Genomic DNA, 23,479 nt, shown 5'->3' with positions numbered 1-23,479 from the left:
CAATTTTCATGCCAAAAAGAAGGAAGGGATTCTCCAAGAAATCTTTGCCCGATTTACAAATTTTAACTTTTGTCGTTGGTTAACCTCGCAAGTTGCCATCGACAGTAGTCACAAAAAACAAAGATATTCGGTAGTTGATTTCATCTATAGAGTAACATAAATCTCAAAAAATAGGGTGAAAAAACCTTTATTTGTTATGCAAAAAAATAGAAGATAGGATAGAGAATCACTTTGATGATCTCAATCCTATCTTCTATTCAAATAGTTAGATTACTAACTTAATGACATTGTCAAACAACCAACTTCTTTTCTTTTTATCCCACTACCGCTTCAGCGATTTCTTCACGACTAATACCAGCGAAGTATCTTGTAATGTCAATAGTTTCTAAGGCATTAATAACATCTTCCCGTTCGTATTTAACGCCTCGAAGGACATCTTCTACAGCTGCAACGTCTTCGATACCAAAGAAGTCACCATAAATCTTGATGTCTTGGATTTTTGATTCAATGACGTTAGCGAAGATTTCAACCTTACCGCTTGGGAATTTAGTTCCACGACGGACGTTAAATTCCGGTGATTTACCGTAGTTCCAGTCCCAAGTTCCAAACTTAGTATCCTTGATGCGATTGATTTCGGCCAATTCTTCTTCTGAAAAGACGTATTCAGTCATCTCTGGGTACTCTTTTTTCATGTATTCCAAGAGTAAATCACGGAATTCTTCAACTGTGATTTTTTCTGGTAATTCATTGACAATATTGGTTACACGGGCACGGACGGATTTGACGCCTTTTGATTCAAATTTATCTTTTGAAACCTTAAGGGCGTTTGCTAGGACTGACAAATCAACGTCAAAGAGCAAGCAACCATGGTGCATGATACGACCATTGATATAGGCTTGGGCATTGCCACAGAATTTCTTGCCGTCAATCTCAAGGTCGTTACGACCTGTGAACTCAGCTTTAACACCAAGTTGAGCCAAGGTATTGATAACTGGAGTTGAGAAGCTCTTGAAGTCAAAGGCCTTGTTTTCATCTTCTTTTGAAATGATGGTGTAGTTAAGGTTGTTTAGATCGTGGTAAACAGCACCACCACCACTGATACGGCGGACTACCTCAATGCCATTTTCACGAACATAATCACGGTTGATTTCTTCAATGGTATTCTGATGACGCCCAACAATGATAGATGGTTTGTTGATCCAAAGAAGGAAGATTTGATCCTCGTCCAAAAGGTGTTTAAAAGCATATTCCTCTAAAGCAATATTAAAGGCAGTGTCATTTGAATGATTGATAATGTATTTCATAAGTTACCTTCTAATACGATAGAGACTGGAAAATAATTCCAGTCTAGTCTATCTATTTTTATTTTTTCTTAGGTGAATGGATAGCCATTCCAAGAACATCCGCAAACGCTTCGTACATAACTTCTGAGTATGTTGGGTGTCCGTGGATTGTCTTAAGCATTTCTTCAACAGTGATTTCCATTTCGATGATGCTTGACGCTTCGTTGATCAATTCAGCTGCTGCAGGACCAATGATGTGAACACCAAGGATTTCACCATATTTCTTGTCTGCAATGACTTTAACAAATCCTTGAGCAGCATCTGATGCAATTGCACGTCCGTTTGCGGCAAAGTTGAATTTACCGATTTGGACATCATATTTCTCACGAGCTTGTTCTTCAGTCAAACCAACTGCTGCTACTTCTGGAAGTGTATAGATAGCTGCAGGAGTCAAGTTCAATTTGGCAACAGCGTGGTTTCCTTTAAGAGCATTTTCAGCCGCTACTTCACCCATACGGAAGGCAGCGTGAGCCAACATCTTAGTACCATTGATATCACCTGGTGCGTAGATACCTGGAACAGAAGTTTCCATGTACTCGTTAACCATGATACGACCACGGTCTAACTCAAACTCAACTTCTCCGATACCTTCAAGATCTGGAACACGACCGATTGATAGAAGAGCTTTGTTAGCAATGATATCATCTTTTCCTTCAACTTTGATACGGAGTTTGCCGTCTTCTTCAATGATTTCTTGGAGTTTAGTACCCGTCAAGATAGACATACCTTTGCGCTCGAGGATCAAGCGAAGGTTCTTAGATACTTCAGCATCCATAGCTGGAACGATACGATCCATCATTTCGATAACAGTTACTTTTGAACCAAATGTCATGAAGGCTTGACCAAGTTCGATACCGACAACCCCACCACCGATGATAACAAGGCTTTCTGGCACTTCATTCATTTCAAGGATGTCGTCACTCGTCATCACAAGTGAGGATTCCATACCAGGGACATTAATCTTGCTTACTTTAGAACCACCAGCAAGGATGATCTTCTTAGTTTCAAGCAATTCAGAACCATTCACCAAGACATTCTTATCTTTAGTAATAGTACCGATACCTTTATGAACATCAACTCCATAGCTACGAAGAAGTCCTGCAACACCAACAACAAGAGTATTAACAACTTTAGATTTAGTTTCTAAAAGTTTGTCCATATCAACAGTGAAGTTAGGATTTTCAATTACGATACCACGATTTGCTGCATGACCGATATTTTCGATAATTTCGGCGTTGTGAAGGTAAGTCTTAGTTGGGATACATCCACGGTTCAAACAAGTTCCACCAAGTTCAGATTTCTCAACAAGAGCAACCTTACCACCTAATTGAGCTGCTTTAATGGCAGAAACATAACCAGCAGGTCCACCACCAATAACAACGATATCATAAGCATCATCGCTCTTACCATCATCGTTCGAAGCACTTGCTGCAGGTGCTGGGCTAGCTTCTGGTGCAGCTGCTCCAGCTGTTGGGATATTTTCCCCTTCTTCACCAAGATAACCGATAACTTCAGTAACAGGGACAGTCTCTCCGTCACCTTTTAGGATAGCGATCAAATAACCGTCTTCTTCTGCTTCCAATTCCATGCTGACTTTGTCAGTCATGATTTCCAAAAGGATTTCTCCTTCTTTTACAAATTCTCCGACTTTTTTATTCCATTGGACGATTTGTCCTTCTGTCATATCCACGCCGGCTTTTGGCATAATTACTTCTAAGGCCATATCTTACTTCCTCTATCTATATTTCTAAAACAAATATTTTAAACCAACATTGAGATTGGGTTTTCAATTAAAGCTTTCAAGTCTTTCATAAACTTAGCACCAGCCATACCATCTACGACACGGTGGTCAATTGTCAATCCAAGACTCATAATTGGACGAATCACGATTTCACCATTAACTACAACTGGTTTCTCAACTGTTGAGCTAACCCCGAGAATTGCTGAGTTTGGTTGATTGATGATAGGACCAAATGATTGAACACCAAACATCCCCAAGTTACTGATTGTGAAGGTTGAATTTTGCAATTCGCTAGGAGCTAGTTTACCATCCAAAGTACGTCCGATGACATCTTTGAATGCAACTACCAACTCAGACAAGCTCATCTTTTCAGCGTTGTAGACGACTGGAGTCATAAGACCATTATCCATACCAACAGCCATCGCAAGGTTGACGTAGTTGTGGGTGATAATTGTCTTGCCGTCTTCAGTCAATGAAGCATTGATGTATGGGTGTTTCATAAGTGTCTTAACAACCGCAAGTGAAAGCAGATCTGTAACAGTGATTTTCTTACCAGTTGCTTCCATGATTGGTTCAAGGACCTTCTTACGAAGGGCAAGCATCTCAGACATATCTACATCGTAATTTAGCGTGAAGGTTGGTGCAGTCAAGTAAGACTCAACCATACGTTGAGCAATAACTTTACGCATCGGTGTCATCGGAATACGCTCGATTTCACCGTATGGTGTTACGTTATCAGGAACTTCTTCCACTTTTTCGATTTGTGCAGGAGACTTAATGGTATCGTTCTCGATATTTTCAGGAAGGAAGGCTAAAACGTCTTTCTTCATAATCTTACCACGATGACCAGTTCCTTGGATTTCTTGCCAAGCAATATTATGCTCTAGTGCAATTCGTTTTGCGAGTGGTGAAATGCGAACCACGTTAGTGTCTTTATATGTTTCCACGTCTTCTTTGTGGACACGACCGTTTGCGCCTGAGCCAGAAATGTCGTAGAGATTAATCCCTAAATCATCTGCTAATTTTCTAGCCGCAGGAGTCGCTCTTAGCTTATCATCAGCCATGACCTCTCCTATTCTATTATAAGATACTAAGGGCGTTTAAAAGCGACCGAAAAATAGGAAATCAACGCAGACTTCTATGAAGTCAAGGAGATTTATCTTTTTTCCGAGCTTTTAGCCCGTGCTCTAATCTAAGATATCAAGGACGCAGAGAACTCTGCACCTAAAAGATACAAAGCTTCTCGTCTGATTTATCATATATTACATAATTTATTTTATGTATTATTGTTTGTTATGAGTTTTACGAATGGCATCTTTGATGCTTTCAACTGTCGGAATCATTGCATTTTCAAGATTTTGTGCATAAGGCATTGGTACATCTTCACCAGCACAACGGCGAATAGGTGCATCCAAGTAATCAAATGCTTCTGATTCTGAGATAATAGCTGAAATTTCACCGATAAAACCACTTGTCTTGTGGGCATCGTTGACAAGAACTACTTTTCCAGTCTTCTTAACTGAATTAATAATGATGTCTTTATCAAGTGGAACCAAAGTACGTGGGTCTACTACTTCAACTGAGATTCCTTCTTCAGCCAATTCTTCAGCCGCTTGTAGAACACGACGAAGCATTTTACCGTAGGTTACTACTGTTACATCAGTACCTTCGCGTTTGATTTCTCCGACACCAAGTGGGATAGTATAGTCTGGATCAACAGGAACCTCACCTTTTTGGTTGAATTCTGATTTGTATTCAAGAATGATAACAGGGTTGTTATCGCGAATAGAGGACTTGAGAAGTCCCTTCATATCAGCTGGTGTACCTGGAGCTACTACTTTCAATCCTGGGATATGCGTAAACCATGTTTCCAATGATTGTGAGTGTTGTGCTGCAGAACCTACTCCATTACCAGCTGCACAGCGGATTGTCATTGGGACTTGACCTTTACCACCAAACATATAACGTGTTTTAGCGGCTTGGTTAACGATAGCATCCATGGCAATTACAGAAAAGTCCATGAAAGTCATATCAACGATTGGACGAAGTCCTGTCATAGCAGCACCTGCTGCTGCACCAGAAATTGCAGCTTCAGAGATTGGACAGTCACGAACACGTTCTGGACCAAATTCTTCAAGCATACCTACTGAAGTACCGAAGTCTCCACCGAAAACTCCGACATCTTCACCCATCAAAAGCACATTTTCATCACGACGCATTTCCTCAGACATTGCAAGGATAATGGTATCGCGGAAAGACATTAATTTAGTTTCCATATTTTCTCTACTTCTCCTTAGTCTGCGTAAATATCTTCAAATGCTGATTCTAGTGGAGGGAATGGACTTTCTTCTGCAAATTTAACAGATGCCTCCACTGCTTCCTTAACTTGTGCTTGAATTTCTTCAAGTTCCTCTGCACTAGCAATCTTGTTCTCAACAAGGTACTTGCGAAGATTTTCGATTGGATCTTTTTGTTTCCACTCTTCTACTTCTTCACGTGTACGATATTTACCTGGGTCTGAAGATGAGTGACCAAGCCAACGGTAGGTTACACTCTCAATCAAGACAGGACCTTTACCAGAGCGAACATGGTCAACTGCCTTTTTAAATCCTTCATAGACATCGATTACATTGTTACCATCTTCGATAAACATACCAGGAATACCGTAAGCTGCGCTACGTTCATGGATATGTTGAACATTGGTCATTTTCTTAATATCTGCTGAAATTCCGTAACCATTATTGATACAGTAGAAAATAACTGGGAGATTCCAGATCGAAGCCATATTCACCGCTTCGTGGAAGACACCTTCGTTTGTCGCTCCGTCACCAAAGAAGCAGACAACGATTTTACCAGTGTTTTTCATTTGTTGAGTAAGGGCAGCACCAACTGCAATCCCCATACCACCACCTACGATACCGTTGGCACCAAGGTTACCTGCATCAAGGTCGGCGATGTGCATTGATCCACCTTTACCCTTACAAGTCCCTGTATATTTACCTAGGATTTCAGCCATCATGCCATTGAGGTCAATACCTTTAGCGATAGCTTGACCGTGACCACGGTGATTTGAAGTGATCAGGTCATCTGCGTTTAGAGCTAACATAGCCCCAACGTTAGCAGCTTCCTCACCAACAGAAAAGTGCGTCATTCCTGGCACTTTTCCTTTTTTTACTAATTGAGCAATTTTTAAGTCCATACGACGAATTTCTTCCATCTTACGGAACATCTCAAGCAAAAGATTTTTATCTAAAGTTGACATAATCTTGCCTTTCTAAGTTTAAATTCTTATAGTTCTATTTTACTTTATAGGTTAATTAGTGTCAAAAAATATGCTTGCAATTTTTCACAATATAAAAAAAGAAAAGCCAATAAAATCAAGACTTTTCTTTATATAAAATACAAATTTCACAAGCTGTTTTTTCATCATTTTTCAACAAATTATTTGAATCTTTTCATAATAACTTGTAAACGCCACTGATAAAGAATTCCACTTACCATTAAACTAATAATGAGAGCAATCCAATAGGAATACGCACCTAAACTAGTCGAATAATCAAGATATAACCCAAGCGGAATCCCAACACCCCAGTACCCAAGAAGACCAAGGCAAAAAGGAACAATCGTATCCTTGTAACCTCTTAAAATTCCTTGCAAAGGTGCCGCAAAGGTATCAGCTAACTGGAAGAACAAGCTATAGGTCATAAAAGAAGCTGTCAGTTGGATAAATTCTGAATCTTGACCATATAGTCTGGCTACATTTTCACGATAAATGTAGAGAAAACTAAGTGTTAAAACCGCAAACACCATAGCTGTTAAACGACCAATATGGATATACTGTTTTGCATCGTCTAACCGTTTAGCTCCTACCTCATAAGAAATCACAATGGCCATCGCAGTTGAAATACTCATAGGAAAAGCATACATCAGATTTGAAAAGTTCATAGCTGACTGATGACTGGCAATAATAAGTGATGAGAATTTCGCCATAATCAAACCAACAACTGAAAAAATGGCAACCTCAGCAAATACCGTCCCCCCAATAGGTAGACCAAGATAAATAGCTTCCTTAATTTTTTTGATTTGTAGGGGCATAGGTTTTTGGAGTTGATATTCCTTGAGCTTTTTATGCTTTAACAAGACCAAAACTGAAATCAGCAACAATGCCCAGTACGCAAGGGAAGTCCCCAGACCTGCTCCTGCACCTCCTAACTCAGGAAAACCAAAGGCTCCATAAATCAATACATAGTTGAAACCACTATTTAAGGGTAGCAAGAGGAGCATGAGATACATGGATAATTTTGTTAATCCGAGTGTATCAAGTAGAGAACGTATCACACTAAAAAGCAAGAGAGGAATAATACCGATGGCTAGGAGCCACAGATAACGTATGGCAACACTGGATACAGCCACTTCCAGCCCCATGAATTGTAACACAATTGGTGCTAAAAAGAAAACCAAGCCAAAAAGTACGATAGATAAGGCTAAAGCCAAATAAAGAAATTGATAAAAATCCGAAGAAACTTCTTTCTTTTTTCCTTGTCCCAAATGGTGACCAATAATAGGGACCAAGGCTGAGACGATTCCAGTCAAAAAGGTAAAGAAAGGATTCCATAAACTAGTCGCAATGGAAACACCCGCTAGATCCAGTGTATTATATTGCCCTGTCATCGTGGTATCGACAAAAGATGCGGAAAAATTAGCGAATTGATAAATTAAAATAGGAAAGAAAATTTTTAAAAATAAGATGATTTTGTCTTTAATAGTTTCTGTTGTATGCATACCTACTCTTTCTACTCCTTTTCATCCAAGCCAAAAAGCTTTAAGCCGTATTTTCTCAAGCTCAAGGGTGGATTACTAGCTTTTGATGTCGTGTGCCAACAATTACATGAGGCGCAATAATAGCTTCTAACCAAGCCACCATTATCATAGTCTACGGCGTGATCAGCTTTTTCCTTGGTTTCATACTGAATTTTAGCACGGTTAGCGGCTGGACAATATACTCCGTGACAAGCATTGCGTTTTCGATTTCTAAGTTTACGAAAATAATTCATCCTCAAGCTCCTAATCTGCTTGATAAACGATTTGTCCCTTACAGATAGTGTATTTAACCTGCCCTTTTAATTGTTCACCAATGAATGGTGAATTAGCTGCTTTAGAAGCAAAATGTGTATCTACAATTCGATCCGCTTTATCATCAAAAATTGTAATATCAGCTGGACCATTTTCAGTTAGATAACCTGCTTCAAAATTATACAGTTTTGCTGGATTGTAGGTCATTTTTTCTAGCAATTGCATTAAACTCAACTCGCCAGCTTCAACCAAGTAGGTTAAACCTAGTGACAAAGAAGTTTCCAAACCAGTCATACCTGATGGAGCTTTGGTAATATCCTCAACATTTTTTTCGTCAGCATGGTGAGGCGCGTGGTCAGTAGCAATGACAGAAATGACTCCAGATTTTAAACCTTCAATGACGGCGCGACGGTCTGATTCCAAACGAAGAGGTGGATTCATCTTAGCGTTACTTCCTTTAGTCAAAAGCAGAGCTTCAGTCTTAGAAAAATGCTGGGGTGCTACTTCTGCAGTTACGTTTGCACCCATATTTTGAGCAAATTCCACAACCTTGACACTTTCTTCCTTAGACAAATGCTGAATATGAACATGAGCCTTGGTTGCATAGGCAATCATGACATCACGTGCAATCATAGCGTACTCTGCAACCCCAGTAGCACCGCAGATATGGAAATGTTCTTTAGCGATATTTTCGTTAAAACCAAGCGTACCATTCAAGCCAGGATCTTCTTCATGAAGACTAATAAAAGTATTTAGTTTTTTCGCTTCTTCCATGGCTTCCTTGACAACTTTACTACTTTCAAGAGGAATCCCGTCATCAGAAAAACCAACTGCCCCTGCTTCTAAAAGGGCTTTAAAATCAGTTAGGTCTTGACCATTAAAGTTTTTGGTAATCGTTGCTACAGACTTAACATTAATTTTTTCATTAGCTGCAGACTGAAGAATTTCCTGTAAAGTCTCAACATCTGAGATAGTTGGATTGGTATTAGCCATCATTACGACTGTCGTAAAACCACCTGCAGCTGCTGCTAGTGCTCCTGTATGAATGTCTTCTTTATGAGTCTGACCAGGTTCACGGAAATGGACATGGATATCCACCAAACCAGGCGCAACTACAAGACCAGTAGCATCGATCACTTGAGCACCTTCTTCCTGGATTTCAGGAGCAATTTGAATGATTTTCCCTTCATCAACCAAAACATCACAAACTTGATCCAAACCAGACTTTGGATCCATGACATGACCATTTTTGATTACTAGCATCTGCTTTCTCCTTTATTCGTAGAAATCAACTTGAGTGTCCAATAATTTATCACCATCATAGACAAACTTAGCTGAAAAGAAGGGCTTATCTTCTAAAAGCCACTCGACAAAGGTGTGATCCCCTTCCCAAGTCGGCTTACTCAAAACCTCATCGTAAGGAACCCATTCTAAGGTCCCTTCGTTACAGTCAATCAATTCACCCTCAAACTCTGTTACCTTAAACACGTAGGTGTACCAGTCCAAGTCCGGTGTAAACTCTGGAAAGGTGATAACTCCTTTTAATACTGGTTTTGCTTTTAGACCAGTTTCTTCTAAAATCTCACGAGCAGCACATTCTTGTGGAGTTTCTCCACGCTCTAACTTTCCACCTACACCGATCCATTTCCCTTCATGGACATCATTAGGCTTTTTATTGCGATGAAGCATGAGTAGCTCTTTCCCGTTATCAATGTAGCAAATTGTCGCTAACTGAGGCATATTCTCTCCTTATCTAAGCCAATCGATTGGCTCTTGTCCTGTCTCTTTTAAGAATGTATTGGCCTTGGAAAAAGGCTTGGAACCCCAAAATCCTCTGTAAACTGAAAGAGGACTTGGGTGGGCTGATTCGATAATCAAGTGCTGAGGATTGGTAACCAAGCTCTTCTTCTTGCGTGCATAAGCTCCCCAGAGTACAAAAACAACTGGTCTATCTAGATGATTGACAACCTTGATCACAGCATCTGTAAAAGGTTCCCATATCTGCCCAGCATGACCATTTGCTTGACCAGCAGGAACCGTCAAGCAAGCATTGAGAAGCAAGATCCCCTGCTCGGCCCAAGTAGTCAAATCATGAGACGGTTTTACCCCAATATCATCCGCAAGTTCTTTCAAGATATTTTGCAAAGAAGGAGGGGCTGGAATAGAATCTGGAACTGAAAAACTCAAACCCTGAGCTTGACCAGGCCCATGATAGGGATCTTGGCCTAGAATTACCACTTTAACCTCTTCCAGAGGAGTTGTTATAAGAGCCTGAAAAACCTTTTCTTTAGGAGGATATACAGTTCCTTGAGCATAAACCTGCTCCATAAAATGATTGATTTTCCCAAAATAACCCTCAGGTAATTGCTCTTTAATCAAAGCATGCCAAGATGAGTGTTCCATAGCCGACTCCTTCGTTAATACTGCCTCTATTATAGCAAAAAGTGGCTACCTAAACCACTTTTTACAGTTTATATAAGCAATCCAGCAAATCTTTGTAAGAATGAACTTCATAAGTTGGCTGGGCTTGGATTTTATTTTCCAGATGATGAGGATTGTACCAGATGGTATCGATGCCAGCATTATTTCCACCCTGAATATCAGCTGATAAGGAATCACCAATCATAAGGGCATGATTTTTATCAAAGTTAGGGATTCGAGCTCCAATTTTCTCATAAAATGCAGCATCTGGTTTTTGAGTATGGAGCTGTTCTGAAATGAAAATCTCCTTGAAAAATGGTACGATACCAGATTGCTCTAAACGTCCTGTTTGAATAAGGGTAATTCCATTTGTCGCAGCATAGAGCTCATAGCCTTGTTTTATCAAATTTTTTAATAAATCTTCCACACCTGAGAAAGTCTGCCCTTGTTTTGATAGGAAAAACTGGTAGCGCTGTGCTAAGTAGGACCCATCTTTTTCAATACCAAAATGAGCAAACAATTTTTCAAAACGAGTGTTAATTAACTCAGCCTTTGTAATTTTTTTCTGTTCCAAATCCTCCCAAAGGGCTTTGTTCATGGGCACATAATAATCCTTGTAAGTTTGGATATCCTCTACTCCTTCTTCTTCTAAGAGTTGCGTCAGAGCTATATCCTCAGCAGCATCAAAATCGAGTAAGGTGTGATCGAGGTCGAATAATAGAAATTTGTATTTCAATTTTAAAAACTTCCTTTCTTTGGGGGACAAAGAGTGGGACTAAATGATTCAAAAAAATTTAAAAAATTTTACCTCTACTTATTGAATAACTTAGCCCAATTCTGCTTGGAATTTAAAATTCTGGAGACATAAACCTCATATTTGTCGATATAATAAAAAGCTAAGTAATTTTCAATTGGCATATATCGATATCGTTTTCCGTCATCTGTTAATTCACCGTAACCTCGACTCGTTACCAAAGGGCATGCTTCTGGAAAGGTTTCTAAAGTTTCTAGTGCCGTTAGAATAAGGTCTAGTTTACTATCGGCAGATTGTTGGCTATAAAAATTCAGTACAATATAACCATGTATTTCTCTCAAATCTTTCTTAGCTTGATCCGTAAGAGAAACATGGTAACGTTTATGATTACTCAAGGCCAAATTCCTTTCTTACATCTGCCAAAGACGTTAGTTTACCTTGCTCAATTTCTTGATGTCCCATCAAGATTTCCTTTTTCAAGTCTTCAAAAGCAACCTGATATTGTGTCTCTTGTGAATCACTAAATACGAATTCTTTAGGATCAACTGCACCTGTCGCAATTTTACGAAGTGCAGCATTAAAGATATCTGACAGGGTTAACTTTTCATCAGCTAAGATTTCTTTCGTTTGTTGGTAAAAAGTCGAATCTGCTCTAAAATTAACAGGTTGAGTATTTGCCATGATTAATACCTCTTTGTAAAGATGATTTGTAAATACATTTTATCATCTTTAGATTTTAAATTCAACGAAAAGCTCCTTTAACAGAAAAGGAGCTATCTTGTATTTTATTGGTGTACAGCTTGTGCTGCTGTGATTAGTGTAAGTTTGAAGACGTCATCTGAGTTACATCCACGAGAAAGGTCATTAACTGGTTTGTTCAAACCTTGCAATACTGGACCAACTGCTGCAAAGCCACCAAGACGTTCTGCCATCTTGTAGCCAATATTTCCTGCTTCGATACCTGGGAAGATAAAGACGTTTGCTTGTCCAGCAACCTTGCTTCCTGGTGCCTTGAGAGCAGCTGTTTCTGGAACGAAGGCAGCATCAAATTGCAATTCCCCATCGATTTCAAGGTCAGGACGAAGATCATGAGCAATCTTAGTTGCTTCAACGACCTTATCAACGCTTTCACCAAAACCTGAACCTTTAGTTGAATAGCTTAGCATAGCAATTTTTGGTTCGATACCAAACATCTTAGCTGTAATTGCAGAGTTAATCGCAATTTCTGCCAAAGCTTCAGCGTCAGGATTGATATTGATGGCACAGTCACCAAAGAGGTAACGTTCAGTACCACGAACCATGAGGAAGGCACCTGAAGTTCGGCTAACATTAGGACGAGTTTTAATGATTTGAAGGGCTGGGCGAACAGTTGCCGCAGTAGAGTGAATAGCTCCTGAAACCATTCCATCTACCAAGCCCATGTAAACCAACATAACACCAAAATAGTTCACGTCTTTAACCAAGATTTCGCGAGCTTCTTCTTCAGTCATTTTTCCTTTACGACGTTCTACAAGTGATGCTACCATTTCTTCAAATTGAGGGTAGTGGGCTGGGTCGATGATTTCATAACCATCCATGATTCCTTCGATTTCAAGATAAATTTTAATTTTATCAGGATTTCCTAGTAGGACAGGGATAACTTCTGTTTCTTTTACGATTCGTTTTGTAGCTTGAAGGATACGTGGTTCTTCACCTTCTGGCAAGACAATACGTGCATTTTTACCAACTAGGTTGGCTTTTAAACTTTCAAAAACTTCCATGAGTTTTGACTCCTTTTAAGATAAATTATTATTTGATAACTGAGTTATAAGAGCGTTAAAATCATCCGGCAGTGGACTTTCCATCTCCAACTGCTCTTCAAGAAAAGGATGATAAAACGATAAGTAATGGCAATGCAGAGCTTGACGCTCTATGCCATGTTCAAGACTACCACCATAGAGGTCATCGCCAAGCAAAGGGAAACCGATATGGGAGAAATGAACACGAATCTGGTGTGTCCTTCCCGTATGGAGTCGAATATCAACTAGATGAATATTACCATAAGACTCAACAATACGATAGGAAGTATGGGCATATTTACCACCTTTTGCCACTCGTCTAGTAATGATTGAATCTTTATCACGGGCAATCGGGGCAATGATTTCACCTTGAGATTCCAGAAAACCATCTCCTTTAACGAGTGCAAAATAGCGCTTTTCAATGGCTTTCTTTTGCAACTGCTTGTCTAGTCTAGCATGAGCATAACCATGTTTAGCAAAAAGCATGAGACCCGAAGTATCGCGATCTAGTCTGGTTACAATGTGAACCTGCTGATTTTCATAGTTCCGTTTCACATAGTAGCCCTTGATAAAGTTGGCAATGGTATTGGAATGATTGACACTAGGAATCGAGGCAACACCAAAGGGTTTGTTTAGGATTAAGAAATGATCATCTTCAAACAGAATATCCAGCGGATAATCAATTGCTTCCAGTGTCTCAAAACCTTCCTCAGGAGGAATGTCGATGACAACCACATCCCCAATATCTAAGAGATAGGTTGCATTTTGTGGATGACCGTTTATGCGAATATCTCCGCCTCGAAACTTGATTTTGGCAATCAATCCTTTAGAGACTTCATGCTTTTTCAGAAAAGTCTTTACCTTGACGTGTTCGTCAGCAATAAATTCAAACCTCATTCATCCACCTCACCAATAAAGGCATCTTTGACACGATTCCAAAAACTAGTATGGCTTGGTGTTGCTACAAAATGAATCTTATGATGGTCTATCTGGTATTCTATTCTTTCAATATTACGGTAAGAATAAATGCTATTGTCAACAGAAATCGTATGATAGTCATTACGAGTTGGTATCAATTCTATCTTATCCTTCTTAGGCACAATGATAGAAGAACCTAAGGTTCTGTAGACACGATTGTTAAGACTCGCAATTTCTGTCAATTGTAGGGCCTCAATAGTAGGGTGCAAAACAGCTCCACCAAGAGATTTATTATAGGCTGTGCTCCCAGTTGGCGTCGATACCGTCAGGCCATCTCCTCTAAAACGTTCAAATGGCACGTGGTTAATGATAATATCGGCAACCATGGTCCTATCAGCTCTCCGAATGCTAGCCTCATTCAAAGCACGGAAAATTTTCACTTCTCCATTTTCCAAAAATATCTTTACATTTAACAGTGGATAAGACACACGAGCCCCAGTATCCAACTGTAAATTAGTAAGCAGTTGATCTAGTTCAAAATCACGGTAATCCGTATAGAAACCTAAATGACCTGTGTGAACACCAACGAAGCGAACCTTATCCAGCTGGTCTTCATACTTGTGAAAAGCAGACAAAAGCATCCCATCCCCACCTATGGAAATGACGATATCGGGATGTTTATCATTTAATATAAAGTTATTCTTTTTTAGTCGATCTCTTAATTCATATAAGACTCTTTGACTTTGAGGTTTGCGATTAGCGATTAGATCAATTCGTTTACCTGTATTCTTCATCGGTATCGTCACTATTACCTACCCCGTCATTTAACTTTCTATGCAATGGATCAAAGAGTGCCTGTGCTTCCTGGATATCATCACGAATTTTACTCATTTCTTCATCCAATTGGTGGGATATCCTTGCTGTGATTTCCAGGCGTTTCTTAATTTCTTCTGGAAAATCCCCTTGATATTTATAATTGAGAGAATGCTCGATGGTAGCCCAGAAATTCATAGCCAAGGTACGAATCTGAATCTCCACCAGAATCGTTCTTGCCCCCTTGATCGTATCAACTGTATACTCAATAATCAAATGGTAAGAACGATAGCCTGAAGCCTTTCGATGAGTAATGTAGTCACGTTCTTGGACAACTCTCATGTCTTGCCTCTTACGAAGGATGGCAACAACCTCGCTCACGTCATCTACAAATTGAACCATGACGCGTAAACCAGCAATATCTTGCAAGTCCTGTTCCAACGTATCGTATCCAATCCCTCGACGAGCCATTTTTTCTTTTATACTTTCGATCGGTTTGACTCGACCAGTTACAAACTCAATTGGAGAATGTTTATTTTGTTTGCGGTATTGTTTTCGAATACCTCGGAGTTTTATCTTCAGCTCTCCGACAGCCTGAATGTAAGGATCTAAAAATTCTTCCCATTCTGTAATCATATATCTTTTTCATCCAATTCTCTATACACTTCGATTTATCTAGTTTTTGATTTTCTAGGAAAAATCTTATACAATAAATACAATGCTTATTATACCATACAATCGCTTTCAAAGATAAGGAAAAAGTAAAAAAAATGAAACATTTAGAAATTGAAATGAAAACACTTCTAAACAAGGATGAATATCAAAGATTGCAGGAGCACTTTTCAGGAGTCACACCTATTACACAAAAAAATTACTACCTAGACACGCCTGATTTTTACCTTCGTAAACATAAAATCGCTATGCGCATTCGTACTTTTGAAAATAGTGCTGAATTGACCATAAAAATCCCACAAAAAGTTGGAAATATGGAGTACAATCAAGATCTCAGCCTTGAGGAAGCAAACCATTGTCTTAAAGAATGTAAACTTCCACAAGGAATGATTCTTGACGAATTGACTAGCCGTGGACTTTCAACCAGTGGCTGGGTAGTTTTAGGTTGCCTAACTACTGTTCGCTACGAAAAGCAAACTCCGATCGGACTCATGGCACTTGATCAAAGCCAATACTTTGATATTGTTGACTATGAGCTCGAATTAGAAGTGGAAGATGGCAACCAAGGAAGTCTTGATTTCCAAGAATTTTTACAAGCCAATGAAATCCATTACAAAAAAGCTCCTTCAAAATTGGTTCGTTTTATAGAAAATATGGAAAAATACTGAAATAATCTTCTTTTTTTGATAAAATAAAAGGGATGAAAATAATAGAATCTGTTGTAGAGAGCATTTATCACTAAAAGTGTTTCACTACAGCGATTCACTTAGTTTAAAGAGGACGGTTTATCGATGTCAGATACAAAAAACATGAAACTTTTCGCACTATCTTCCAACCAGGAAATAGCTCAAAGAATCGCAGATGCTGCAGGTGTTCCACTTGGAAAAGTATCTTCACGTCAATTTTCAGATGGTGAAATCCAAGTTAACATCGAAGAAAGTGTTCGTGGATACGATGTTTATATCATCCAATCAACTAGTTATCCAGTAAATAACCACTTGATGGAACTCTTGATTATGGTCGATGCTTGTGTTCGCGCTAGTGCTAATACTATTAACGTTGTACTTCCATACTTCGGCTATGCTCGCCAAGATCGTATTGCTTCTTCTCGCGAACCACTTACTGCAAAACTGGTTGCAAATATGTTGGTGAAAGCTGGAGTTAGTCGTGTATTGACTCTTGACCTCCATGCCGTTCAGGTTCAAGGATTCTTTGACATTCCTGTAGATAACCTCTATACAATTCCACTTTTTGCAAAACATTACTGCGATAAAGGTTTGACTGGTTCAGATGTGGTTGTTGTCAGTCCTAAAAATTCTGGTGTAAAACGTGCGCGTAGTCTTGCAGAATACCTAGATGCTCCAATTGCCATCATTGATTATGCACAAGATGATTCTGAACGCAGTCAAGGTTACATTATCGGAGATGTCGAAGGTAAAAAGGCAATCTTGATCGATGACATTCTGAACACTGGCCGTACCTTCTCTGAAGCTGCTAAAATCTTAGAGCGTGACGGCGCAACTGAAATCTATGCGGTTTCAAGTCATGGACTATTCGTTAACGGTGCAGCAGAGTTATTAGATGCAACAAATATTAAGGAAATCTTGGTTACAGATTCTGTTTTGACAGAAAGTAGAAAACCTAAAAACGTGCAATACATCACTGCTAGCGAATTGATTGGTGATGCTATGGTTCGTATTCATGAAAGAAAACCAGTTAGTCCACTATTTAAATAGAAATTAGGTGAGTTTTTGATTTATTTGGATAATGCTGCAACGACTCCAATGTCTTCAGTAGCTATCTCAGCAATGACTCAAGTCATGCAAGAAACTTATGGCAACCCTTCTAGTATTCATGGACATGGGCGCCAAGCAGGTAAACTATTACGAGAAGCTCGTCAAGAACTAGCAAGTTTACTAGGAACAAAGCCACAACATATATTCTTTACCACTGGTGGTACTGAAAGCAATAATACTGCTATCATCGGCTACTGCCTTCGCCATCAAAATCGTGGAAAGCACATTATCACTACTGCGATTGAGCACCATGCTGTTCTAGAACCCATCAAATACTTGGTTGAAAATTTCGGTTTTGAAGTGACTATTTTACAGCCTGAACATCAAGAAATCACTGCAGACCAAGTCAAAAATGCACTTCGTGAAGATACCATTCTTGTTTCTACTATGTTTGCCAACAATGAAACTGGTACACTATTACCTATTGCTGAAATTGGTGAGGTTCTAAAAAATCATCCAGCCGTCTATCATGTCGATGCGGTTCAGGCAATTGGTAAATTAGAAATTCTTCCTGAAAAATTGGGAATTGATTTTCTCAGTGCTTCTGCACACAAATTTTATGGTCCAAAAGGAGTTGGTTTTCTCTATGCTGCATCTACAGATTTTGATTCCTATCTTCATGGTGGTGATCAAGAGCAGAAAAAAAGAGCAGGAACAGAAAATCTTCCTGCCATTGTAGGAATGGTAGCAGCTCTAAAGGATGATCTTGAAAACCAAGCACAAAACTTTGAAAAGGTTCAACAACTGAAAGACACCTTCTTAAAGGAAATGGCTGAGGCAGACTATTACCTCAATCAAGGAAAAGACCAGCTACCTTATGTCCTTAATATTGGATTTCCAGGTCAACGTAATGATCTACTACTCCTTCGTCTGGATCTTGAAGGGATTTCTATTTCAACTGGTTCTGCTTGTACTGCAGGTGTCGTTCAGGTTAGTCATGTTCTTCAGGCTTTCTACGGAGAAGGCTCTCCTCGCTTACACGAATCCGTTCGCGTCAGCATTTCACCTCAAAATACAGAGCAAGAAATGATCACCCTCGCCCAAACTCTAAAAGAAATCATTGGAGGTTAACTCAATGGCATTCGAAAAAACTATTAGTCTTAAAAATTGCCGTTACGATTACACACTTAGCCCTACTGTCAAAAAGTTTACTCTAAAAGATAACACTTTTTTTGAAACAAAGGTTGGTAACTATGAATTAACACGCCTTCTTGAGAAGGTTCCAAATAGTGGAGAAGGTTTCCAACTTAAGATTATCATCAACAAAGACTTAACTGGTGCAAAAATCAACATCACTGATAAATTTGGTCTACGTTTGGTTGATATCTTTAAGTCAGAAGAAACTCATATCCACCAAGAGAAATTCTACTTCTTGATGGACAGTCTTGTGGAGCGTGGTGTCTTCACTAAAAGTGAAAGATAGAAGGTCCCTATGTTTCGATTAACCTATAAGGATACCTATCAAGTCGATCGCATTTTAGAATACGAAGATTACGAAGCACTCATGCTGTCACTTTCAGGATGTGTGACTCTTCCAGATACGACCGTCATTACTTCTCTTACCTATAAGGGAAAAGAAATCTATCAAGGTCTTCTGGGAGATCTCTATCGTTTTCTATATCACTATGATTTTACAAAGATAAACTAAGATTTTCTTAGTTTTTTCTTGTTTTTGTTGATTTTTTCACAATCTTTCTATAAAATAGTATTTAGAAAGGTTGTGATTTTGTGAAAGAAAAACAGTCTGCTATTCCAAAAGCAACAGCAAAGAGACTTTCTCTTTATTATCGTATCTTTAAAAGATTTCATGCAGAAAAGATTGAAAGAGCCAACTCAAAACAAATTGCCGAGGCCATTGGTATTGATTCTGCTACCGTTAGACGAGATTTTTCCTACTTTGGTGAACTTGGTCGCCGTGGATTTGGCTACGATGTCAAAAAACTAATGACGTTTTTTGCTGATCTTCTAAATGATAATTCTATTACGAATGTTATGTTAGTGGGGATTGGTAATATGGGGCACGCTCTCCTTCACTACCGTTTCCATGAACGAAACAAAATGAAAATTATTATGGCTTTTGATTTGGATGATCATCCTGAAGTTGGTACAAAAACTCCCGATGGAATTCCAATTTATGGAATCTCCCAAATCAAGGATAAAATAAAAAATGCAGATGTAAAAACTGCAATCTTAACTGTACCGAGTGTCAAGTCACAAGAAGTAGCCAATCTCCTTGTCGATGCTGGTATTAAAGGAATTTTAAGCTTTTCACCCGTTCATCTCCAACTACCAAAAGATGTGGTGGCTCAATATGTGGATTTAACTAGTGAATTGCAAACTCTCCTCTATTTCATGAGAAAAGAGGATTAGAAAGCGTAAGCATTTATGAAAAAACCAGTTATAGGGATTACAGGAAACGAAAAAACTCATCCAGATGATGACATCATGATGAGCTACGCAGCAAAGGGCTTTGTTGAAGGAGTCAAGGAAGCTGGAGGGATTCCCATCATCCTACCGATTGGTGATCAAGAAATGGCTAGCCACTATATCAGTATGATTGACAAGCTCATCTTGACAGGTGGGCAAAATGTTGATCCAAAATTCTATGGTGAACCAAAAACCATTGATAGCGATGACTACCACCTTCAAAGAGATATCTTCGAACTAGCCCTCATCAAGGAAGCTATTAAACAGAAAAAGCCTATTTTCTCTGTTTGCCGTGGGACTCAACTCTTTAACGTTGCTATGGGTGGAACTTTGTATCAAGATATCGAAGACCACTGGCAGGATTGTTCTGCCGAGTACACAACTCAACGTTTAGTCACCGAGCCTGGTACTATTCTTCGAAAAATCTATGGAGAAATCTCTCATATTAACTCTTTCCATCATCAGAGCATTAAAGACCTTGCTCCAAATCTAAAAGTTGTAGCACACGATCCTAAAGATGGAATTATCGAGGCTGTAACAACGACTGATGATTTCCCTTACCTCGGTGTTCAATGGCATCCGGAATTTCTTTTTGAAAATCGCCCCAAAGATAAAACTCTTTTCGACTATGTCGTCAATGAATTGTAAAACCTGTATCATATACAGGTTTTTTAAATCAGATCCGTCTTCTCACGGTAACTAAAATAATCGGAATGTGAGACGATAAGATGGTCCAATAAGACCAAACCCATTAATTCGCAGGCTTCTTTAACAAGTTTTGTAACATGGTCATCATTTCTACTTGGCATAACAGCACCAGATGGATGATTATGAACCAGAATCACGGATGTTGCCATATGTTTTAAGGCATAATGGAGAATTTCCCTTGGTTCCGCAATACTTCTAGTAGCAGATCCAATAAAAATGGTTTGCTGATGAATAATTTGATTTTGTGTATTCAGATAGAGCGCCACTAGGTGCTCTTGTTTTTTATCTCCCAATTCTTGTTGCATCTTTTTAGCCAGTCTTTGACTACTAAGAATGCTCTCTGCCACAATGGTTTCATGTTTGTGAATACGACTTCCAAGCTCAATCATTGCTTGCAATTCAATAGCTTTTACTCTCCCGATTCCTGATAAAGTCTGCAGTTCTTGCAAGGTCATTTTTTTTAACTCAGTTAAACTATTTAATTGAGACAATACTTTCTGTGCAATTTCAAAAACAGTAGATTGACGAGTTCCTGTTCGTAATAAAATGGCTAGTAATTCCTGATTACTCAAATTCTCTGCTCCTTCTGTCACCAAGCGTTCCCTTGGCAAGAGCGAATCTTCTTGAAATGAAATACTATACATAAAAATCCTCCTCACTTAATTATTCGTGAGAAGGATGCTTAATTCGATAAAAACTAGTTATTTTTAGATTTTTTCAAGCGCTAGTCGTAAATCTTCAATCAAATCATCAACATTTTCAAGACCGATTGAAAGACGGATTTGATTTTTGGTTACTCCTGCTGCTTCTAGATCTGAGTCAGACAACTGAGCATGTGTTGTAGTTGCGGGATGAACTACCAATGATTTTGCATCTGCTACATTGGCTAAGTTTGAAAAGATTTCCAAGTTGTCAATCACCTTACGCGCTTCTGCTTCTCCACCTTTAACGTGGAAAGTAAAGATTGAACCAACACCTTTTGGTAAGTATTTTTCAGCTAAGGCATGGTAAGGACTATCTGGAAGTTTTGGATAGTTGACTCTTTCAACCTTTGGATGTTTCACAAGGAAATCAACGATTTTCTCAGCATTTTGAACATGACGTTCAACACGAAGAGAAAGTGTTTCAAGACCTTGTAAGAGCAGGAATGAGTTAAATGGTGAAAGGGCAGCTCCCATATCGCGAAGCAATTGCACGCGAGCAGCCACGATAAAAGCTGCAGCACCAACATCACGAGTATAACTGATATTGTGGTAGCTTGGGTCCTCATCGACCAATTGAGGGAATTTCCCTGAAGCAGCCCAGTCAAATTTGCCGCTATCAACGATAACACCGCCAATAGTTGTACCGTGTCCACCGATAAACTTAGTTGCTGAGTGAACTGCAATGTCTACACCATGAGAAAAGACATTGATAAGATAAGGTGTTGCAAAAGTATTATCAGCGACCAAAGGAATCTGATGTTTATGAGCAATTTCAGCTATTTTTTCAATATCTGGAATATTGATAACTGGATTACCCAAGGTTTCAATCAAAACAAGCTTGGTATTGTCTTTAATCGCTGCTTCTAACTCTTCTAGATTATCAATATCAACAAAAGTTGTGGTGATTCCATAGCGAGGAAGGGTTTCTTTCAAGAGATTAAAAGTACCACCATAAATAGTTGAAGCTGCAACCACGTGGTCTCCTGCGTGGGCCAGTCCTAAAATTGTGTAGGTAAGAGCTGCCATCCCAGAAGCTGTTGCAAGTGCACCAACACCGCCTTCCAGTGCTGCGATACGCTCTTCAAAGGCTGAAGTTGTTGGGTTAGTGATACGGGTATAGATATTTCCAGCTTTCTGAAGGGCAAAAAGTTCTGCACCTTCTTGTGTATCATCAAATACAAAGGACGTTGTTTGGTAAATTGGAACAGCACGAGACTTGGTAGTAGCATCTACCACTTGACCTGCATGCAATTGCAGGGTTTCAAATTTAAATTCACGAGTCATCATCAGACCTCCAAAGATTTTATTAAAATAATTGTATCATCTATAGCAGTCAGTTACAAATACAACTTTGTTATATATTGGCATAAGCAATAGCTATGGCTACTTCTATTTACTTTGTCTAAAATTAGAATTGTAGAACTTTTTTCAGATAGTTTAAAAAGTTTGTATTCACTTCCTCTTTACTTTATAATGGACAGGAAGGAGAAAACTATGTCAGAAATTACACATGAAATTGATGCAAACTTTGCTGGCCGTTTAAATATCTTGCGTGCTGGTGTACTGGGAGCAAATGATGGAATCATCTCTATCGCTGGAGTTGTTATTGGGGTTGCCAGTGCGACTAACAATATCTGGATTATCTTCCTCTCAGGATTAGCCGCAATTCTTGCTGGTGCCTTTTCTATGGCTGGTGGCGAGTATGTATCCGTATCTACTCAAAAAGACACGGAGGAAGCCGCTGTAGCTCGAGAACAATTACTTTTGGATAAAGATATGGAAGCTGCTAAAAAATCACTCTACGCAGCCTATCTTCAAAATGGTGAGTGTGAAACATCAGCCCAACTCTTAACCAACAAGGCATTTCTTAAAAATCCTCTCAAAGCCTTAGTTGAGGAAAAGTACGGAATCGAGTATGAGGAATTCACTAATCCCTGGCATGCTGCAGCATCTAGCTTCATCGCCTTTGTCCTTGGTAGCCTGCCACCAATGCTTTCGATTATTATTTTCCCAAGCGAATACAGAATTCCTGCCACTGTCTTTATCGTAGCGATTTCTCTATTAGTTACCGGCTACACTAGTGCTAAACTTGGAAAAGCTCCAACAAAAACAGCCATGATTCGTAATCTCTGTATTGGCCTTCTAACCATGGGAGTTACCTACCTATTTGGACAGTTGTTTAGTATTTAAAAAAAGATACCGCTCGGTCAATGTCATTAAGTTAAGAAATTCAAATACAATTCTGTATTTGGGTTTCTTTTTTTATGTGCTAAACTGATAGTTAAGGAGGTACTTCCCATGATAAAACAGATAAAAGCCCACTTGAATAAG

Annotated in this window: 27 protein-coding genes and 1 pseudogene; 9 read left to right on the top strand and 19 right to left on the bottom strand. The window is 39.1% G+C overall.

Annotation, left to right across the window (positions count from 1 at the left end; translation table 11 throughout):
- Positions 1–133 (top strand): annotated as a pseudogene (locus tag QM374_RS09255) (IS4 family transposase); the annotation flags it as partial.
- Positions 134–314: 181 nt separating this feature from the next.
- On the opposite strand, the gene QM374_RS09250 reads toward QM374_RS09255, so the two are convergent.
- The 17 genes from QM374_RS09250 to QM374_RS09170 all read right to left on the bottom strand — a co-directional run bounded on the left by QM374_RS09250 (position 315) and on the right by QM374_RS09170 (position 15,477).
- Positions 315–1,304: a lipoate--protein ligase gene (locus QM374_RS09250; protein ID WP_414311555.1), complete on the bottom strand. Its 990-nt coding sequence runs from the start codon at positions 1,302–1,304 to the stop codon at positions 315–317.
- A 58-nt stretch (positions 1,305–1,362) separates the two neighbouring features.
- Positions 1,363–3,066, bottom strand: a complete 1,704-nt coding sequence (gene lpdA / locus QM374_RS09245) for a dihydrolipoyl dehydrogenase (RefSeq protein WP_414311554.1) — start codon at positions 3,064–3,066, stop codon at positions 1,363–1,365.
- Between the two features lie 38 nt (positions 3,067–3,104).
- Positions 3,105–4,148, bottom strand: a complete 1,044-nt coding sequence (locus tag QM374_RS09240) for a dihydrolipoamide acetyltransferase (RefSeq protein WP_414311553.1) — start codon at positions 4,146–4,148, stop codon at positions 3,105–3,107.
- Positions 4,149–4,367: 219 nt separating this feature from the next.
- On the bottom strand, positions 4,368–5,360 hold the full coding sequence (locus QM374_RS09235) for an alpha-ketoacid dehydrogenase subunit beta (protein ID WP_281335600.1): 993 nt from the start codon (positions 5,358–5,360) through the stop codon (positions 4,368–4,370).
- A 17-nt stretch (positions 5,361–5,377) separates the two neighbouring features.
- Entirely contained in the window at positions 5,378–6,346 is a 969-nt protein-coding gene (locus QM374_RS09230; protein WP_000105346.1) for a thiamine pyrophosphate-dependent dehydrogenase E1 component subunit alpha, read from the bottom strand.
- 179 nt (positions 6,347–6,525) lie between these two features.
- Positions 6,526–7,866, bottom strand: coding sequence for an MATE family efflux transporter (locus QM374_RS09225; protein WP_414311552.1), 1,341 nt, complete (start codon positions 7,864–7,866; stop codon positions 6,526–6,528).
- An 11-nt stretch (positions 7,867–7,877) separates the two neighbouring features.
- A complete protein-coding gene (locus tag QM374_RS09220) occupies positions 7,878–8,138 on the bottom strand; it encodes a hypothetical protein (protein WP_414260838.1) in 261 nt (86 codons plus the stop codon).
- Positions 8,139–8,148: 10 nt separating this feature from the next.
- On the bottom strand, positions 8,149–9,420 hold the full coding sequence (locus QM374_RS09215) for a dihydroorotase (RefSeq protein ID WP_414311551.1): 1,272 nt from the start codon (positions 9,418–9,420) through the stop codon (positions 8,149–8,151).
- Positions 9,421–9,432: 12 nt separating this feature from the next.
- The gene (locus QM374_RS09210; protein ID WP_001135775.1) at positions 9,433–9,897 is read right to left on the bottom strand and encodes an NUDIX hydrolase; all 465 of its coding nucleotides are present in this window, start codon (positions 9,895–9,897) and stop codon (positions 9,433–9,435) included.
- Positions 9,898–9,906: 9 nt separating this feature from the next.
- A complete protein-coding gene (locus tag QM374_RS09205; RefSeq protein ID WP_414311550.1) occupies positions 9,907–10,560 on the bottom strand; it encodes a uracil-DNA glycosylase in 654 nt (217 codons plus the stop codon).
- A 61-nt stretch (positions 10,561–10,621) separates the two neighbouring features.
- Positions 10,622–11,314: a YjjG family noncanonical pyrimidine nucleotidase gene (locus tag QM374_RS09200; RefSeq protein ID WP_414311549.1), complete on the bottom strand. Its 693-nt coding sequence runs from the start codon at positions 11,312–11,314 to the stop codon at positions 10,622–10,624.
- Between the two features lie 74 nt (positions 11,315–11,388).
- Positions 11,389–11,727, bottom strand: coding sequence for a type II toxin-antitoxin system RelE/ParE family toxin (locus tag QM374_RS09195; RefSeq protein ID WP_414311548.1), 339 nt, complete (start codon positions 11,725–11,727; stop codon positions 11,389–11,391).
- Positions 11,720–12,013, bottom strand: coding sequence for an antitoxin (locus QM374_RS09190; protein ID WP_414311547.1), 294 nt, complete (start codon positions 12,011–12,013; stop codon positions 11,720–11,722). Before QM374_RS09190 ends, QM374_RS09195 begins: the two co-directional genes overlap by 8 nt.
- A 104-nt stretch (positions 12,014–12,117) precedes the next feature.
- Positions 12,118–13,092, bottom strand: coding sequence for a phosphate acetyltransferase (pta, locus tag QM374_RS09185; protein ID WP_223140970.1), 975 nt, complete (start codon positions 13,090–13,092; stop codon positions 12,118–12,120).
- Positions 13,093–13,107: 15 nt separating this feature from the next.
- On the bottom strand, positions 13,108–14,007 hold the full coding sequence (locus QM374_RS09180; RefSeq protein WP_414311546.1) for an RluA family pseudouridine synthase: 900 nt from the start codon (positions 14,005–14,007) through the stop codon (positions 13,108–13,110).
- Positions 14,004–14,822, bottom strand: coding sequence for an NAD kinase (locus QM374_RS09175; RefSeq protein WP_414289617.1), 819 nt, complete (start codon positions 14,820–14,822; stop codon positions 14,004–14,006). Before QM374_RS09175 ends, QM374_RS09180 begins: the two co-directional genes overlap by 4 nt.
- On the bottom strand, positions 14,806–15,477 hold the full coding sequence (locus QM374_RS09170; RefSeq protein ID WP_049529686.1) for a GTP pyrophosphokinase family protein: 672 nt from the start codon (positions 15,475–15,477) through the stop codon (positions 14,806–14,808). Before QM374_RS09170 ends, QM374_RS09175 begins: the two co-directional genes overlap by 17 nt.
- 134 nt (positions 15,478–15,611) lie before the next feature.
- On the opposite strand from QM374_RS09170, the gene QM374_RS09165 reads away from it, so the two are divergent.
- From QM374_RS09165 to QM374_RS09135, 7 genes are all read left to right on the top strand, one after another.
- Positions 15,612–16,181, top strand: coding sequence for a CYTH domain-containing protein (locus tag QM374_RS09165; RefSeq protein WP_414311545.1), 570 nt, complete (start codon positions 15,612–15,614; stop codon positions 16,179–16,181).
- Positions 16,182–16,304: 123 nt separating this feature from the next.
- The gene (locus QM374_RS09160) at positions 16,305–17,249 is read left to right on the top strand and encodes a ribose-phosphate diphosphokinase (protein WP_049526337.1); all 945 of its coding nucleotides are present in this window, start codon (positions 16,305–16,307) and stop codon (positions 17,247–17,249) included.
- Between the two features lie 15 nt (positions 17,250–17,264).
- Positions 17,265–18,380, top strand: a complete 1,116-nt coding sequence (locus QM374_RS09155; RefSeq protein ID WP_414311544.1) for a cysteine desulfurase family protein — start codon at positions 17,265–17,267, stop codon at positions 18,378–18,380.
- 4 nt (positions 18,381–18,384) lie between these two features.
- A complete protein-coding gene (locus QM374_RS09150; RefSeq protein WP_045762949.1) occupies positions 18,385–18,732 on the top strand; it encodes a DUF1831 domain-containing protein in 348 nt (115 codons plus the stop codon).
- Positions 18,733–18,741: 9 nt separating this feature from the next.
- Entirely contained in the window at positions 18,742–18,957 is a 216-nt protein-coding gene (locus tag QM374_RS09145; RefSeq protein WP_153225327.1) for a DUF4649 family protein, read from the top strand.
- An 80-nt stretch (positions 18,958–19,037) separates the two neighbouring features.
- Positions 19,038–19,679 (top strand): redox-sensing transcriptional repressor Rex, encoded by a 642-nt coding sequence (locus QM374_RS09140; protein ID WP_311522274.1) that lies wholly within the window; start codon positions 19,038–19,040, stop codon positions 19,677–19,679.
- A gap of 15 nt (positions 19,680–19,694) precedes the next feature.
- Positions 19,695–20,384, top strand: a complete 690-nt coding sequence (locus QM374_RS09135; RefSeq protein WP_414311543.1) for a gamma-glutamyl-gamma-aminobutyrate hydrolase family protein — start codon at positions 19,695–19,697, stop codon at positions 20,382–20,384.
- Positions 20,385–20,407: 23 nt separating this feature from the next.
- Here the strand turns inward: QM374_RS09135 and radC are convergent, their stop codons facing one another.
- Positions 20,408–21,088, bottom strand: coding sequence for a RadC family protein (gene radC / locus QM374_RS09130; RefSeq protein ID WP_414311542.1), 681 nt, complete (start codon positions 21,086–21,088; stop codon positions 20,408–20,410).
- Positions 21,089–21,151: 63 nt separating this feature from the next.
- Positions 21,152–22,432 (bottom strand): O-acetylhomoserine aminocarboxypropyltransferase/cysteine synthase family protein, encoded by a 1,281-nt coding sequence (locus QM374_RS09125; RefSeq protein ID WP_414311556.1) that lies wholly within the window; start codon positions 22,430–22,432, stop codon positions 21,152–21,154.
- A gap of 210 nt (positions 22,433–22,642) precedes the next feature.
- Between QM374_RS09125 and QM374_RS09120 the strand changes: the two genes are divergently transcribed.
- Complete coding sequence (locus tag QM374_RS09120) at positions 22,643–23,338, top strand: VIT family protein (protein ID WP_414311541.1); 696 nt, start codon at positions 22,643–22,645, stop codon at positions 23,336–23,338.
- Positions 23,339–23,479 lie beyond the last annotated feature (141 nt).

It is taken from the genome of Streptococcus infantis (genome assembly GCF_047465525.1).
GTDB classification, from domain to species: domain Bacteria; phylum Bacillota; class Bacilli; order Lactobacillales; family Streptococcaceae; genus Streptococcus; species Streptococcus infantis_R.
Note: the sequence above shows the minus strand (reverse complement) of the source record. Positions and strands in the feature narration are given on the sequence as shown.